We start from the raw sequence: 15,238 nt of genomic DNA, 5'->3' as shown, positions 1-15,238 counted from the left end.
ACGCGGGTCCGGCCTGCTCGCGCGCAGCGCAAACAGCAACCGAAACCCCAATGCGATCAGTCGTCGAGCATCTCGGCGTTGCGCACCGCACCCTTGTCGGCACTGGTCGCCAATAGGGCGTAGGCCTTGAGCGCGCGCGAGACTTTGCGGGTGCGCACTTCGGTCGGCTTCCACGCTTGCGCGCCGAGGGCATTCATGGCCTCACGTCTGGCCGCGAGATCCGCATCGCTGATCATCAGGTTGATACCCCGATTAGGAATATCGATCTCGATCGGATCATTTTCAACGATCAAGGCAATATTTCCACCGGAGGCCGCTTCAGGCGAAATATGGCCAATGGACAGTCCACTGGTGCCGCCGGAAAAACGACCGTCGGTCACCAGGGCACAGGCTTGGCCGAGACCCTTGGCTTTCAGATAGCTGGTCGGGTAGAGCATTTCCTGCATGCCCGGTCCGCCCTTGGGTCCTTCATAGCGGATAACCACGACATCGCCGGGTAACACGCTGCCGTCGAGTACGCCGGATACGGCTGAGTCTTGGCTTTCAAAGATCCGCGCCGGTCCGGTGAACTTGTGCACACTTTCATCGACCCCGGCGGTTTTGACCACGCAACCGTCCTGCGCCAGATTGCCATAGAGGATGGCCAGGCCGCCCTCCTGGCTGTAAGCGTGTTCGATGGAACGGATGCAGCCTTGAGCCCGATCGCCGTCCAGCGTGGGCCAACGGGTGGACTGGCTGAACGCGGTTTGGGTCGGGATGCCGGCTGGACCGGCCTTATAGAATTCGGCGATCGCGGGATCATTGTTCTGCATGATATCCCATGTTTTTAACGCGTCGGCCAGGGTGGCCGAGTGCACGGTCGGCAAATCGGTGTGTAACTTTCCGGCCCGATCGAGCTCGCCGAGAATGCCATAGATACCGCCTGCCCGATGGACGTCCTCGACATGGTATTTCTGAATGTTGGGTGCAACCTTGCACAGTTGGGGCACGGTCTTGGAAATTCGGTCTATATCTTTTAAGTCAAAGTCGATCTCACCTTCTTGCGCGATGGCCAGCAAATGCAAGATGGTGTTGGTTGAACCGCCCATAGCAACATCGAGCGTGATGGCGTTTTCCAGTGCCTTGAACCCGGCAATGACACGCGGCAACCTGTTCTCATTGTCGTTTTCATAATAGTCTTTGGTGATTTCAACGATCAGCTGACCGGCGCGCTCGAACAGCTGCTTGCGATCGGAGTGGGTCGCGAGAGTTGTGCCGTTGCCCGGCAGTGATAGGCCAATAGCCTCAGTCAGGCAGTTCATCGAGTTGGCGGTAAACATGCCCGAGCACGAACCGCACGTTGGGCAGGCGCTACGCTCATATTCGGCGACTTCTTCATCGGTGGCGTTGTCATCGGCGGCGATAACCATGGCATCGACCAGATCCAGGCCGTGATCGGCCAGCTTGGTCTTGCCGGCTTCCATCGGGCCACCGGAGACAAAAATTACCGGAATATTGACTCGCATGGCAGCCATCAGCATGCCTGGGGTGATCTTATCGCAGTTGGAAATACACACCATGGCATCAGCGCAATGGGCGTTGACCATGTACTCGACCGAATCGGCGATGATCTCGCGCGATGGCAGGCTATAGAGCATGCCGTCGTGACCCATGGCGATACCGTCATCGACCGCAATGGTATTGAATTCTTTGGCGACGCCGCCGGCCTTCTCGATCTGGCGTGCAACCAGCTGACCCATGTCCTTTAGGTGGACATGGCCCGGCACAAATTGGGTGAAGCTGTTGACCACGGCAATGATTGGCTTTTGAAAGTCATCGTCTTGCATACCCGTCGCACGCCATAGCGCCCGAGCGCCGGCCATATTGCGACCCGAGGTGGAAGTTTTTGAACGATATTGCGGCATATGAAAGTCCTGCACTGTGAGTCAAGTTAGCTTATCTTAACCCTTCTGATTAACAAGGTAAGTGTGTTTTTTGCACGGCGGTGTTTGTCTATTCGCATCGAACCCGATACAGGGTCAGCAAAGACCGCTGTGGCGGCCTGTATTGACCGCTTTAACAGCGATCTAACCTGCTGGATAGAAGCAAGCGACCCGATGATCTGCGCCCAAATCGGCTAAGGGCGGGCGCTGTTCGGAGCATTTTGGCTGTACCTTATGGCAGCGGGTGCGAAACACACAACCTGAGGGGGGATTGATCGGCGAGGGCAGGTCGCCTTCGATCAAGATCAACTTCTTGTTGCGTTCAATTTCCGGGTCGGGAATGGGTACCGCCGAAATCAGTGCTTGAGTATAGGGATGCCGCGGCCGGGCATAGAGTTGCTCGCTGCTGGTGATTTCGCAGACATTGCCCAGGTAGAGCACCATTACTCGAGTACTGATGTGTTGCACGATGCTCAGGTCGTGCGCGATAAAGATCAGCGATAGACCCATTTCGGCCTGCAGATCCATCAATAGATTGACGATCTGGGCTTGAATCGAGACATCGAGGGCGGATACCGGCTCATCGCAAATAATCAGTTTCGGCTTGAGAATAAGCGCCCGGGCGATGCCGATGCGCTGGCACTGACCGCCGGAAAACTCATGTGGGTAACGATTGATCTGGTTCGGCAGCAGACCCACCTTGACCATCATCTCCTTCACCTTGAGCTTGCGTTCAGGCGTCGGCATCGCCGGATAGTGCGTCTTGAGCGGTTCGGCAATAATATCGCCGATGGTCATGCGCGGATTGAGTGAGGCCAAGGGATCTTGGAAGATCATCTGCAGATCTTTGCGTGCGGCCTGCATTTTTTTCTTGCTCAGCGTCAGCAAATCCTGGCCTAACCAGAGCACCTGACCGGCTTCGGCGGGCACCATCTTGATCACCGCCCGTGCCAAGGTACTCTTACCACAGCCGGATTCGCCGACAATGCCTAGGGTTTCCCCAGCGTAGATGTCAAAACTGACCCCATCGACCGCTTTCAGCTTGTGCGGTTTGGTCCAGGGCATGGCGTTGGCCGGGTAGATATCGAAATAGACCTTGAGGTCCTCGACCGCCAACAGTTTTTCGCGTGCCTGGGTCATTGCAATTCCTCCGCCGGCTTATGGCAAGCACGTTGCCGGTTGCCGTCATAAAAGACTATTTCGGGCAATTCATTCAGGCAATGATCGCTGGCATTGCCGCAGCGTTCGGCAAAGGGGCAGCCGATTGGTTTGTGTAACATATTGGGCGGATTGCCGGGTATGGTATTGAGCCGCGCACCGCGCTGATCGAGCCGCGGGATGGCCGATAACAGGCCGCGGGTATAGGGGTGGGATGGGCTCTTGAAAATATCTTGGGTGCTGGCGAACTCCATTACTTGGCCGCCATACATAACTAGGGTGTCTTCACACGAACCGGCCACGACCCCTAAGTCATGGGTGATGAGCACGATGGCGGTACCAAAGTCGCGTTGCAGGTCGTTGAGTAGAGCCATAATCTGAGCCTGTACCGTGACATCTAACGCGGTGGTCGGTTCATCGGCAATCAATAGCTTCGGCTGACACAGCAATGCCATGGCAATCATCACCCGTTGGCGCATGCCACCGGAAAACTCATGGGGATACAGGTGCACCCGATACCGGGCTTCGGGAATCTTGACCGCATCGAGCATCCGAATCGACGCCTCCAGAGCGGATTTGCGGTCCATGCCCTTATGCAGTATCAGCACTTCCATCAACTGTTCACTGACTTTCATATAGGGGTTCAATGAGGTCATCGGATCTTGAAAGATCATCGCAATCTGTTCGGCGCGGATCTTGTTCAGGCCCTGCTCCGGCAGGTTTAAAATTTCCAGCCCGTTAAACTTCACGCTGCCGGTGGTCCAGCCGTTTTGCGCCAATAGGCCCATGATAGCAAAGGCCGTTTGGCTTTTGCCCGAACCGGACTCACCCACTATGGCCAAGGTTTTGCCGGCCGCTATGGTGAAGTTCACGCCGTTTACCGCACTGACAACGCCATCACCGGTTTGGAACTGAACGCCGAGGTCCTTAACTTCTAATAAACTCATTGTGCGCTCCTAATTAGCGATCTTTTGGATCGAGGGCATCGCGTAAACCATCGCCGATGAAGAACATGCTAAACAGTGTGATGACAAAGAAAAACAGCGGAAACAACAGTTGCCACAGGGTGCCGTATTGCATTGTGCGCGACCCCTGGTTAATCAGCGCGCCCCAGGACGTCGCCGGTTCTTGAATGCCCAGGCCGAGAAAGGAAATAAAGGATTCGGCCATAATAAAACCTGGCACTAAAAGAGAGGCATACACCACGACGATGCCGATCAGGTTGGGCACTATGTGGCGCAAGATGATGGTGAAGTTGGACACCCCAGCGGCAATAGCCGCCTCGATATATTCTTTGTTTTTAATACTCAGGGTTTGACCTCGGACGATACGTGACATATCGAACCAAGACACCAGACCGATGCCGAGAAAGAGCATTTCAATCGAGCGACCAAAGATAACCAACATAATAATCAACACGAACATATAGGGAATCGACATCAGGATATCGACCAGTCGCATCATAAAGTTATCGACCCGACCCCCGGTATAGCCTGCCACCGCGCCATAGAGCGTGCCGACAATCACCGCGACAAAGGAGCCGATAAAGCCAACCATCAGCGAGACCGTGGTGCCTTGAATGACGCGCGCGAAGAGATCGCGACCCAGATCATCGGTGCCAAAATAATGCCCTGAGGTAAAGGAGGGCGCACCCAGTTGCTTGACCTGGCCGATCACCGCCCAGTCGATTTCTTCGTTGCTGTATTGGGCAAAGAGCGGCCCGATCAGGGCGAACAACACGACCAGGACCAGCGTGATCACGCCGGTTAGCGCAGCCTTATTGCGGCGAAATCGACTGTAGGCATCGGCCCACAGGGAGCGACCTTGGACTTCCTCGGCCTGTAACAGGTGTTCAGCCAGGTCGGACATTTTCTTCTGATTGACAATCATTGCCGGTCCTTACTGTCTTAATAACGAATTTTTGGATCGATCCAGGCGTATAGCACGTCGACCACTAAATTTAACAAGATGGTGAGTGCGCCGACTAAAATGGTGATGCCCATAATGGTCGAGTAATCTCGGCTCAAGGCGCCATTAACAAACAATACCCCGATACCGCCGGTGGTAAAAAACTGGTCGATGACCACCGAGCCGGTGATCAGGCCGACCATCGCCGGTCCTAAGTAAGACAAGACGGGCAGCAAGGCCGGTTTGAGCGCATGCTTGAACACGATGCGACTGTAGGGCAAGCCCTTAGCCTTAGCCGTGCGGATAAAGTTAGAATTGAGCACCTCCAACATGGAGGAGCGAGTAATACGGGCAATGGTTGCCATATAGCTGGTTGATAAGGCGATTACCGGTAGGATGATGTATTCCGGCTTGCCACCGTTCCAGCCACCCCCGGGGAGCCAGCCCAAATAGAGAGTGAAGAACAGCACCAGCAGCGGGGCCATCACAAAGTTAGGCAACACCTGGGCCGAAAAGGTAAAACTGAGCGCGGCATAGTCTTTCCACGTGTTGTGATTCAGAGCCGCGATAACGCCCATGGTCACGCCAAATAAAACCGCCACTAGGGCGGATATTGAGCCATAGGTCAGGGTCACGGGAAAGCCAGCCCGGACCAGATCATTGACGCTGCGATCCTTATATTTAAAGGACGGGCCAAAGTCGAAATGGAAAACAATGCCGCTGACATAGTTCAAAATTTGTACGCTATATGGTTTATCGAGACCGTACTTCGCTTCGATATTGGCTTGAACCTGAGCAGGCAGTTTCTTCTCTCGGCTAAAGGGACCGCCGGGGGCACTGTGCATCAGTACGAAGGATACTACTATAAGAATCAGCAGCGTCGGGATCGCGGTAAGCAAACGCTTGAAAATGAAACTGAACATAAGATCTATCCTAGTCTAACCGGTGTCAAAAAACGCGCATCTTCGCCTCAGACATACCTCTGGGCGAGCGCCATTAGATAAATAAAATTCAGTTTTTCACTATTATTTATAAATACGCCACTGCGGGTGCCGATGGGATGAGGTATCTGGTTGACGACAAGCTCGCCAGCGTTTTTCAGCCCTGTAACAGAAAACACCGCCAGCGGCGGTGTTAATCTATTAGCTTGGCAACGCGACGTTACTCTGCAACTTTATACAGGTTTTTCGCATACCAGTTGGTTTGCACGTTGTTGTAAGGCCAGCCTTTTACTTCGGAATCGAGCATAAAGACGCTGGTGTAATGGTAGAGCGGGATCAGTGGCATCTCGTCGGCGACGATCTGTTCGATGCGCGTATAGTTCGCACTCGGATCGGCCATGGTCTTGGCTTGAGTCATCAGTTGATCGACTTCGGCGTTGACCCATTTGCCATCGTTGTAGCCCGATTCGCTGCGCACCAGATCGAGGAAGGTGGAGGCTTCATTGTAATCGCCACACCAGCCGCCACGCGAGATATCAAAGTTCTGATTGCCGCGTTCTTCCAAGAAGGTGGTCCACTCCATGTTGTTCATTTCGGCGTTAACACCCAGCTTGGACTTCCACATCTGGGTAATGGCAGTTGCGATCGACTTATGGCCTTCAGAGGTGTTGTAGAGTATCTCGACCGACAATGGATTGTTCTCGTCGTAACCGGCCGCCGCTAACAATTCAATAGCCTTGGCATCCCGTTCTGCTTGAGTCAGTTTACCAAACTCGACATCCGGCACCTCAAAGCCCGCCGTGGCACCCGGTGTAAAGGTATAGGCTTCGATCTGACCGGCTTGCAGGATGCTTTCGGTGATGATCGAGCGATCGACGGCATAGGACAGCGCCTGGCGAACACGCTTGTCTTTCAGGGCTTCTGAACCGCTGGCGCTCAGGTTGTAAGCATAATAGTAGGTACAAAGGCTGGGTACAGATACCGCGACGTCAGCACCGAATTCTGCTTTCAAGGCTAGGTACTGACCAGAGGGCACCGGACCACGGTCCAGTTCACCGGCTTTCCAACGGATCAGACCCTGGTTGTCATCTGGTATGACCAGCGTAACCACTTTTTCAATAATGGTCTCGGCATCATTCCAATAGTTGCTATTGCGTTCCATCACAACCCGTTCGTTAACCACATGCTCGGTCAGGCTATAGGCGCCGTTGTTGACCATGTTTTCAGGCTTGGTCCATTCGTTGCCAAACTGCTCAATGGTTGCCTTGTGGGTCGGGAAGGTCGTGGAGTGAGAGACCATCATCGGGAAGTAGGGTAAGGACTCACTCAGCTCAACCTGGAAGGTATAGTCATCAACAGCGCTGACGCCCAAGCTCGCAACCGGTTGTTCACCGGCAATGATTTCGGCGCCGTTTTTGATCGCCATGATTTCCATATACCAGGAATAGGGTGATGCAGTCACGGGGTCGACAGCGCGCTGCCAGGCGTAGACAAAATCATTGGCGGTAATAGGATCGCCGTTGGACCACTTGGCATTTTCACGCAGGAAGAAAGTATAGGTTTTCTTATCGTCAGAGGCTTCGAAGCGCTCTGCGACGCCGGGTACCAGATTGCCATCGGCATCTTGGCTTAACAGACCTTCAAAGAGGTTGCGCACATGGTCCGAACCGGCAACATCTTCGACTATCTGTGGGTCGAACGAGCTGTGCTCGTCAAGCGCCCAATAGGTAAAGGTTTGATCTGCTGCTAAGGTCTCGCCCGTTACCGGATGCATCGCCGCCGCGATGATAGTGGGTACACTCGCCGCGACACCTAAGGCCAGCTCGGCCGTATCGTTTGCGGCGTCAGTGTTGCTGGCGTCAGCGTCATTATCAGATGAACAGCCGGTGAGTAATATCGACGTTCCGACCAGCGCAGCGGCCAGTGTTTTTTGAAATGGTTTCATGTGAGTTCCTCTAAGTGTCATAGTAAGCCCCTTTGGAAGGCGGTCTTATAATTGTTGGACATATGAGTGTCCCTTTACTGCATCTAGTGCATGAGTCTTACCTTAGGGTGCCGAAAGGCAGTGTCAATCTGACCGTTTTTTTGCCGTTAATAGTCAATCAAAAAACAGGCCAAGGCAGGCTGACTGCGACTCACTTTCAAAAATAATCCTCTATTGGCCTTTGGAATTAATCAGCGACGTAAAACCGTGGGTCATGTACAGATTGTTACCGTTTGTCTTATTGTTGTTAATGTTAATGTTGTTATGAAATCTGACACGTCTTGTGAAAAACATCAATGGTGTTCTGCACTATTTGTGCCTTTTATTGACTTGCTACTGTACAGCTTGCCGCACAGTGTTTTGGGCGAAAAAAATAGTCTCTGGAATTAAGCGTTAGCCCTTGTTGAGCTAAAGGCTAGTGTGCTCTGCTACCATGGCCTCTATCAAATGGCTGAATTCACGTTGCAGGCCATCGTCATTGCCCAAATTGACTTCTATTAGACGGCGTAGATAGCTCGCAGATTCTAGATCGAGACCGACTAGATTCAGACCATAGGTCGGCTTATCAGACAACGCATAGGCGACCTCGACGGTGAAGTTGAATTCGATATCGCTCTGCTCGGGCCGTATCTTTAGTGCGCCGCGCTGGCCAATCGTCAACACGGTAGAGGCTTTACTGACCGTGATTAGCGCGCCCTTGAGGCTGATGTCTTGGAGCAGCCCGGTGATCGGCTCTCGGTTTTTGTCCGTAAGGGTCATTCTGATCTGCGCATCGAACGGGATGCGCTGAAACCGGCGTTTGTTAGGTTCCATAGCGGGTCTCCAAAGTGTGGGGCACAATTCCTATAGAGCGGCCCTAGCGGGGTCGCAATATAAAACTAACGAGGTGTAATATGTCGAATAACAGCAGCTTACCGAGTGTAGCTCAAAGTTTGCCGGGTCGAGCGCAGGCGATGGAACTCGATTTTCAGCACGCCGTTTTGGCGATTGATATGCGGCACGTGCCCGATAATTGCGCCTCAGTCTGGCTCGCGTTGGGCTGTTTTTGGGGTGCGGAGCGACTCTTTTGGGCTTTGCCTGGCGTTAAGAACACCGCTGTAGGCTATGCCGGTGGGCACACACCGAACCCGACCTATGATGAGGTCTGTTCCGGCCAAACCGGACATACTGAAATAGTGCAGGTGGTGTTCGATCCGAATGAGATTGGCTTGACGACGCTGCTGAAGGTTTTCTGGGAAGCACACAACCCGACGCAGGGCATGCGCCAGGGCAATGATGTCGGTACCCAATACCGCTCAGCGATCTATGGTAGTGCAGACCAGCTGGTGGTCGCCCAGGCCTCGCTGGACGCCTTTCAACAGCAACTGACGCTGAACTCCCTGGGTCAAATTAGTACCGAGCTGCGCGCAACGCCGACCTTTTACTATGCAGAAACCTACCATCAGCAGTATCTACACAAAAATCCCAGAGGCTATTGCGGCCTTAAGGGCACTGGCGTGGTCTGCGCGCTCTAACGCAACTGTTGGCCGTTGATCGACTTGTGGTTGCCGATAACCAACTATTGGGTCACCGGCAAGAACCATAAACCAAGGGGTGCGGTGTCATTCCGCTAATTGGTTGATGGCGTTCTTTAGTGTCAGGGTTGCTGCACGGGCCGCTTGGGCAAAATCTGCCCCGCTCGAGGCGTACAGGATGGCGCGCGATGAGTTGATCATTAGGCCCTGACCGCCGGCGAAGCGACCATTATCGACCGTTGCTTGAAGATCCCCCCCTTGAGCACCTATGCCTGGGACCAAGAACGGCAGATCCGGGGCGACCGCGCGTATGCGGCGCATCTCCTCAGGTGCAGTGGCGCCGACCACTAGGCTGATATTGCCATGTCGATTCCATTGTTCTTGGGCCAGGCGCGCCACATGCAGATAGAGCGGTTCGCCATCGATGAGACGATTTTGGAACTCACCGGCGGAGGGGTTAGAGGTGCGACATAAGACAATCACGCCCTTGTCGGCATAGTCGGCAAAAGGCAAGACCGTATCCGAACCCATGTAGGGATTCACCGTAACGGCGTCGGCCTGATAGTGCTCAAAGGCCTCGCGCGCATACATCGTCGCGGTGGAGCCGATATCGCCGCGCTTGGAATCCAAAATGACCGGAACGCTTGGGTAAAACTCACGGATATAGGCGATGGTTTGCTTCAGCGCCGGCTCGGCGGCAACCGCGGCATAGTGCGCAAATTGCGGTTTGAAGCAGCAGGCCAGGTCGGCAGTGGCGTCGATGATGGCCTTATTAAAGGCGAAAATATCGCTCACGGCGGCTGGGAACAACTCTGGCAGAGGGTCCAGTCCGACACAGACGGCGGTGCCCTGTTGCCAGCGCTGTTTGATTTGGTTACTAAAACTCAAGACGGTTCTCCAGTCGAGTTACTATAGGGATTTCATTTTGCCACCATCGACAACCAGGCCGGTGCCGTTGATGTAGCTTGCCGCATCCGACAATAGAAAGGTGGCGGCATTGGCAAATTCTTCAGGCTGGCCATAGCGTTTAGCCGGTATCTGCGCCCAAACCTGCTCGCGATGGGCCTCGATGCTGATCCCCGAACGAGCAGAGCGCGCTGCATCGAGGGTAGCGATACGATCGGTGGCAATCAAGCCTGGGATGATATTGTTGACGCGTATACCGTAGGGTGACAACTGGCTGGCCAAGCTTTTAACCAGTGCCGCGACGCCGGCCCGCATCACATTGGACAACAATAGCACGTCGATAGGTTCGCGTAGCAAGTTCATGGTTTGCCCTATTAACGAATCAGTTTCATATATATTTTGGAATTGCGCTGAATGTTATACAGCTTTTGGCGCGTCTCGGGCAGGTCCTGCACGCTGACTAGCCTAAAGCCACGTTCAACAAACCAATGTTCGGTTTGGGTGGTCAAGACAAAGAGATTCTTGATGTTTTCTTTGCGCGCCTGCTTTTCGATGGCACTCAATAGGGCATCGCCTCGACCCTTCTTCTGATAATCGCTGTGCACCGTGACACAGGCCAATTCGGCCTGATCGTCGGATAATTTATAGATGGCGGCGCAGCCAATGATCATGCCATCGCGTTCATTGACATAAAAATGATTGATTTCGTTTTCCAGCTTTTCCGGATCTCGTCGAACCAAGATATTCTGCTCTTCGAGCGGCCTGAGTAAGGCTAGGATACCCTGAACATCCTCGATTCGTGCCTGGCGAAAGGTGTCGTATTGATCCAGGGCGATCAGGGTCCCGACACCATCGCGGGTAAACAGCTCAGCCAGTAGCGAGCCATCGGCGGTGCCATCGATCACATGACAGCGTGGAATGCCGGCACGGCTGACCAGGGCGGCAACCTGAAGTTCCAAGTAGGCCGGGGTGCTCGGATCCGCCTGGCTGAGTATCTGTTCCAATGCCGGCACACCCATCTCCTTTTGGTTATCGGACAGCGATAGCGGGTTGTCGCCCACTATAATGACCTTGTCGGCGCCGATCTGTTTGGCGATTTCAATCAGCAACTGCTCCGGCGGCAAATAGAGGATATCGCCGGTGATCGAATACCCCAATGGTGGCATCAACACCAGATGTTGTTTATCGAGGTGTTCGCGAATGGCCAGATGATCAATTCGTCTGACCCGGCCTTGAGCTTTTAGGTCGATACCGTTAAAGACACCAGCCGGACGCGCCATGACAAAGTTTCCGCCTACCACGCGGATGCGAGCACCGTGCATCGGCGAATTGGCCAGGCCTTGACTGAACAGCGCCTCGATCACATAACGGCGGCGTCCGATGGCCGCCACCAGGGTGTCCAAGCTGGTTTCGTCGATCGCCTCCTTATCATTTAACCGGGTCGCAAAGCAGTCGGCATCAAACAACACCACCAAACGCAGCCCCAAGCTATTGAGCAGCGTGAGGTCACTGATAATAGATGTCAGTCGTTCGTTATCCAGGACCTGATCCCGTAGCCAGATAACCGAGGTTTTGCCACGGTAGGCATGAATATAGGGCGCACTGTTGCGAAAATGACTGACAAAATCCATAGTTGATCTCTTAAAAGGAGGGGGACTCAAGGCACATTAAAGCAGTGTATCGTCAAACATCGAAAGCGGCCAGATAGGTTTTTTATAGCGGATGCCGAAGCGGCGCCCTGGGACCGTTCATCGCCGACCCGCTGACGCCGTGCGGGGTCGGGAATTGGCGCCAATCAAGGTGTTATTTGTGCCCTAACGATTAAAGGACTTTGGAAAATCGATCAGCTGTGCCGGGCCTGAAGTAGGCATCGAAGGTTACCAGAATAGGGCGCAGGAGTAGGCGGCCTAGGGGGCGAATCGTGACCAGGTCGACATCGATGGTCACCAGCTCATGCTCTACCAGCTTACCCAACTCGGCCCAGGCGTGACGGAAATAGGTCGGCGCATCGATATCAAAACGGGCCGATACCTCAGTCAGCGAGAGTCGACCCTGGCAGGCCAATTGGCCGATGATCCACTGGCGCACCTTGTCGTCCGCGGTTAAAAAAACTCCTCGATTGATCGCCAGCTGAGATTGACCCAGTAAGGCGTCATAGGTCTCGACATCGTGATGGTTTTGCAGGTAAACACCATCGATTTGACTGATAGACGAGACGCCCAAGGCCAGCATGTCGGTTTCGGCCTTGGTCGAGTAGCCCTGGAAGTTTCGCTGCAGGCTGCCTTCTTGCAAGGCTGTCGCCAGCGCATCGCTGGGTTTGGCGAAATGATCCATGCCGACATAGAGATAGCCGGCCTGTTGCAGTAATTCAATGCTGTCACGCAGGATATGCAGTTTGGTATCGGCGCTCGGCATGCTGGCCGGGTCGATGCGCCGCTGCGGTTTAAACCGGTCCGGTAGATGAGCATAGTTATAGAGGCTGATGCGCTCGGGGCTCAGGCTTAGGGTCTGTTCCCAAGTGCGAGCGAACGATGCACTGGTCTGATGTGGCAAACCGCATATTAGATCAAAGCTGATCGAATTAAAGCCTAGATCCCGGGCCGCTGCGACCTTGTGCTGGACCAGCTCAAAGGACTGGACTCTATTGATCGCAACCTGGGTCCGAGGGTCGAAATCTTGAACCCCGAAGCTGAGCCGATTAAAGTCTCGCCGGCGCAAAAGCTGGAGCATCTCATCGGAGGTTTCACGCGGATCCAGCTCGATGGAGAACTCGCCGGGTTGGTTTACTGGGTCCCAGTCAAAGTAGACCGCGACCAGATCCAATAGTCGGGTCATTTGACCGTTGCTGAGAAAGGTCGGCGTGCCGCCGCCGAGGTGCAGTTGGCTGATGGGTCGATGGCCAAAGTTGCGCGCCTGGAGGGCCATTTCCCGTTCGATCATATCCAGATAACCATCTGCCCGGCTGCGATCCTTGGTCGCAATTTTATTACAGGCACAATAAAAGCAGATATGTTGGCAAAAGGGGATATGGAGGTACAGCGAGAGGGGATCAGTGACCGGGCGTTGCCGGTCAAGATGCTCCTGTACCTTTTTTGGCGCCAATAATTGGAATTGCGCGGCGGTCGGGTAGGAGGTGTAGCGTGGTGCAGTGACATCGTATTGGCGGATGAGGGCATCATCCCAAGGCACATACCACTTATTGGCCGGTGTCATCTGATTCTCCAGTGTTTTGACTACCTTAGCGACAGACAAGGCATTAGGCACTGACCTGAATCAAGCATTAGGCTGCGTACGGTGGGTTACCCCGTTCCAACGCACCCCTGAGGGATGTTTGCATAACGTTTAATAGCTTAAGTCCCTAGGTGCCCTGTTGAAAGAATTCGCGCGAACCGAACACAACCATGGTCTTGCCCTTGACGGACACCAGGCCTTGCTCTTCCAAGCCCTTCAATACTCGGCCAACCATCTCGCGTGAGCACCCTACGATACGACCGATTTCTTGCCGGGTTATCTTAATCTGCATGCCTTCAGGGTGGGTCATGGCATCCGGCTGTTTGCACAGCTCGAGCAGGGTGCGAGCAACCCGGCCGGTGACATCGAGGAAGGCCAAATCGCCTACTTTGCGGGTGGTGTTGCGCAACCGAGTAGCCATCTGCTCACCAATAAAGTACAGAATGCGGGCGTCGTTGTGGGTGATTTCTCGAAACTTGGAGTAGGATATTTCGGCTACTTCACATTCGCTTTTGGTTTTGATCCAAGCAGATCGGGAATTTAATGAATCGAATAGGCCCATTTCGCCGAAAAAATCGCCGGCATTCAGGTAAGCCATAATCATTTCGCGACCATCATCTTCCTCGATAATGACCGAAACGGAGCCTTTGATGATGTAATAGAGGGAGTCACTCTTGTCCCCGGCATAGATCAGCGTAGTTTTGGCCGGATAGCGCCGCCGATGACATTGGGATAGGAAGTAATCTAGGTGCTTATGTTCTAGGGTATTATGTAGCATAGAAAGTGGATTCCAATGTTACTGAAAGGCTGAACAGCACCGACGGGCGATGACTCAGCTGTCCAATTATTATGGGGTAGCTACAGCAAGCTGGCCATGGCCAAACATCAGTTGTTTGACGCAGTTCCCCTTTTAAAAAGTCATGTTCTTTTTACCTACCTCACTCAACTTTAGCCGAAATTTCAAAATTAGCGCTGTCAATTGCGTACCAATGCTCAATAATATGGGTCTGCGTTATGGCGCTCAATTTTTTAGGAGATCGATTAAAAGTGAAAACATCATTGCAGTGGGTTGGCGAGAAAGCATTTTCATACGAGTCAAATAGCGGCTTCACCGGCTTTGTCGACGGTGCGGCGCGGGATTCCGACGCTGCCAAGGGGCCAACACCGATGGAATTGCTCCTGGTCGGGCTCGGCGGTTGTACCGCCTATGACGTGGTCGGTATTTTGCAAAAAGCCCGTCAAGACGTAGTGGATTGTCAAATTCAGTTGCAAGCAGAGCGGGCAACGACGGTACCGGCGGTATTCACCAAAATACATATTCATTTTTTAGTATCCGGTCGAGCTCTAAAAGAGTCCCAAGTGCACCGAGCGATCGAATTGTCTGCCAAAAAATACTGCAGTGCATCCCTGATGCTGGAGCAAGGTGGCGTCGAAATAAGCCACAGTCATGAGCTGATCGAGGTCAGTTAAGGTTCCAGTCTGGAGATCAATGCCGCTCCACCCCTAGGTTCTTTAAGCCTGTCGGTTTGCGTGTTGACTCATTTTTAGTTTTTCTGCCGGCCAAACTGGGTTACAGTCCATTTAGCACCTACACTCTATGGATAACAATAATCGGCATGTGACCCAATACAGCTGGGTGTCTAATCCCTCAGCTGATAACAATAGGAATCATCA

14 protein-coding genes are annotated in these 15,238 nt (G+C 53.5%); 2 read left to right on the top strand and 12 right to left on the bottom strand.

Annotation, left to right across the window (positions count from 1 at the left end; translation table 11 throughout):
• Nucleotides 1-56 precede the first annotated feature (56 nt).
• From ilvD to REIFOR_RS13485, 7 genes are all read right to left on the bottom strand, one after another.
• On the bottom strand, nt 57-1,904 hold the full coding sequence (gene ilvD / locus REIFOR_RS13515; protein WP_100258065.1) for a dihydroxy-acid dehydratase: 1,848 nt from the start codon (nt 1,902-1,904) through the stop codon (nt 57-59).
• A 162-nt stretch (nt 1,905-2,066) separates the two neighbouring features.
• Entirely contained in the window at nt 2,067-3,062 is a 996-nt protein-coding gene (gene oppF, locus REIFOR_RS13510; RefSeq protein WP_100258064.1) for a murein tripeptide/oligopeptide ABC transporter ATP binding protein OppF, read from the bottom strand.
• Entirely contained in the window at nt 3,059-4,027 is a 969-nt protein-coding gene (locus REIFOR_RS13505; RefSeq protein ID WP_100258063.1) for an oligopeptide/dipeptide ABC transporter ATP-binding protein, read from the bottom strand. Before REIFOR_RS13505 ends, oppF begins: the two co-directional genes overlap by 4 nt.
• A gap of 13 nt (nt 4,028-4,040) precedes the next feature.
• A complete protein-coding gene (locus REIFOR_RS13500) occupies nt 4,041-4,970 on the bottom strand; it encodes an ABC transporter permease subunit (RefSeq protein ID WP_193437306.1) in 930 nt (309 codons plus the stop codon).
• 17 nt (nt 4,971-4,987) lie between these two features.
• Nucleotides 4,988-5,911, bottom strand: coding sequence for an oligopeptide ABC transporter permease OppB (oppB, locus tag REIFOR_RS13495; RefSeq protein ID WP_100258062.1), 924 nt, complete (start codon nt 5,909-5,911; stop codon nt 4,988-4,990).
• Nucleotides 5,912-6,149: 238 nt separating this feature from the next.
• Nucleotides 6,150-7,874, bottom strand: coding sequence for a peptide ABC transporter substrate-binding protein (locus REIFOR_RS13490; protein WP_100258061.1), 1,725 nt, complete (start codon nt 7,872-7,874; stop codon nt 6,150-6,152).
• A gap of 447 nt (nt 7,875-8,321) precedes the next feature.
• Nucleotides 8,322-8,726: a PilZ domain-containing protein gene (locus REIFOR_RS13485; protein WP_100258060.1), complete on the bottom strand. Its 405-nt coding sequence runs from the start codon at nt 8,724-8,726 to the stop codon at nt 8,322-8,324.
• Between the two features lie 80 nt (nt 8,727-8,806).
• Here REIFOR_RS13485 and msrA point away from each other — a divergent pair, with 80 nt between their 5' ends.
• Nucleotides 8,807-9,427 (top strand): peptide-methionine (S)-S-oxide reductase MsrA, encoded by a 621-nt coding sequence (gene msrA, locus REIFOR_RS13480; RefSeq protein ID WP_100258059.1) that lies wholly within the window; start codon nt 8,807-8,809, stop codon nt 9,425-9,427.
• An 87-nt stretch (nt 9,428-9,514) separates the two neighbouring features.
• Here msrA and pyrF read toward each other — a convergent pair whose 3' ends face one another.
• From pyrF to crp, 5 genes are all read right to left on the bottom strand, one after another.
• On the bottom strand, nt 9,515-10,315 hold the full coding sequence (gene pyrF, locus REIFOR_RS13475; RefSeq protein WP_100258058.1) for an orotidine-5'-phosphate decarboxylase: 801 nt from the start codon (nt 10,313-10,315) through the stop codon (nt 9,515-9,517).
• 21 nt (nt 10,316-10,336) lie between these two features.
• On the bottom strand, nt 10,337-10,696 hold the full coding sequence (locus tag REIFOR_RS13470) for an SDR family oxidoreductase (protein WP_100258057.1): 360 nt from the start codon (nt 10,694-10,696) through the stop codon (nt 10,337-10,339).
• 11 nt (nt 10,697-10,707) lie between these two features.
• Nucleotides 10,708-11,964: an amino-acid N-acetyltransferase gene (argA, locus tag REIFOR_RS13465; protein WP_100258056.1), complete on the bottom strand. Its 1,257-nt coding sequence runs from the start codon at nt 11,962-11,964 to the stop codon at nt 10,708-10,710.
• A gap of 190 nt (nt 11,965-12,154) precedes the next feature.
• Nucleotides 12,155-13,546 (bottom strand): oxygen-independent coproporphyrinogen III oxidase, encoded by a 1,392-nt coding sequence (hemN, locus tag REIFOR_RS13460; RefSeq protein WP_100258055.1) that lies wholly within the window; start codon nt 13,544-13,546, stop codon nt 12,155-12,157.
• 145 nt (nt 13,547-13,691) lie between these two features.
• The gene (gene crp / locus REIFOR_RS13455) at nt 13,692-14,342 is read right to left on the bottom strand and encodes a cAMP-activated global transcriptional regulator CRP (protein ID WP_100258054.1); all 651 of its coding nucleotides are present in this window, start codon (nt 14,340-14,342) and stop codon (nt 13,692-13,694) included.
• Between the two features lie 269 nt (nt 14,343-14,611).
• Here crp and REIFOR_RS13450 point away from each other — a divergent pair, with 269 nt between their 5' ends.
• A complete protein-coding gene (locus REIFOR_RS13450) occupies nt 14,612-15,034 on the top strand; it encodes an OsmC family protein (RefSeq protein WP_193437305.1) in 423 nt (140 codons plus the stop codon).
• Nucleotides 15,035-15,238: the final 204 nt, after the last annotated feature.

Source organism: Reinekea forsetii (genome assembly GCF_002795845.1).
Taxonomy (GTDB): domain Bacteria; phylum Pseudomonadota; class Gammaproteobacteria; order Pseudomonadales; family Natronospirillaceae; genus Reinekea; species Reinekea forsetii.
Note: the sequence above shows the minus strand (reverse complement) of the source record. Positions and strands in the feature narration are given on the sequence as shown.

Bases quoted from the DNA above. Each gene is read 5' to 3' on its own strand.
- ilvD (WP_100258065.1), bottom strand. From the start codon at position 1,904: ATGCCGCAATATCGTTCAAAAACTTCCACCTCGGGTCGCAATATGGCC.
- oppF (WP_100258064.1), bottom strand. From the start codon at position 3,062: ATGACCCAGGCACGCGAAAAACTGTTGGCGGTCGAGGACCTCAAGGTC.
- REIFOR_RS13505 (WP_100258063.1), bottom strand. From the start codon at position 4,027: ATGAGTTTATTAGAAGTTAAGGACCTCGGCGTTCAGTTCCAAACCGGT.
- REIFOR_RS13500 (WP_193437306.1), bottom strand. From the start codon at position 4,970: ATGATTGTCAATCAGAAGAAAATGTCCGACCTGGCTGAACACCTGTTA.
- oppB (WP_100258062.1), bottom strand. From the start codon at position 5,911: ATGTTCAGTTTCATTTTCAAGCGTTTGCTTACCGCGATCCCGACGCTG.
- REIFOR_RS13490 (WP_100258061.1), bottom strand. From the start codon at position 7,874: ATGAAACCATTTCAAAAAACACTGGCCGCTGCGCTGGTCGGAACGTCG.
- REIFOR_RS13485 (WP_100258060.1), bottom strand. From the start codon at position 8,726: ATGGAACCTAACAAACGCCGGTTTCAGCGCATCCCGTTCGATGCGCAG.
- msrA (WP_100258059.1), top strand. From the start codon at position 8,807: ATGTCGAATAACAGCAGCTTACCGAGTGTAGCTCAAAGTTTGCCGGGT.
- REIFOR_RS13470 (WP_100258057.1), bottom strand. From the start codon at position 10,696: ATGAACTTGCTACGCGAACCTATCGACGTGCTATTGTTGTCCAATGTG.
- argA (WP_100258056.1), bottom strand. From the start codon at position 11,964: ATGGATTTTGTCAGTCATTTTCGCAACAGTGCGCCCTATATTCATGCC.
- hemN (WP_100258055.1), bottom strand. From the start codon at position 13,546: ATGACACCGGCCAATAAGTGGTATGTGCCTTGGGATGATGCCCTCATC.
- crp (WP_100258054.1), bottom strand. From the start codon at position 14,342: ATGCTACATAATACCCTAGAACATAAGCACCTAGATTACTTCCTATCC.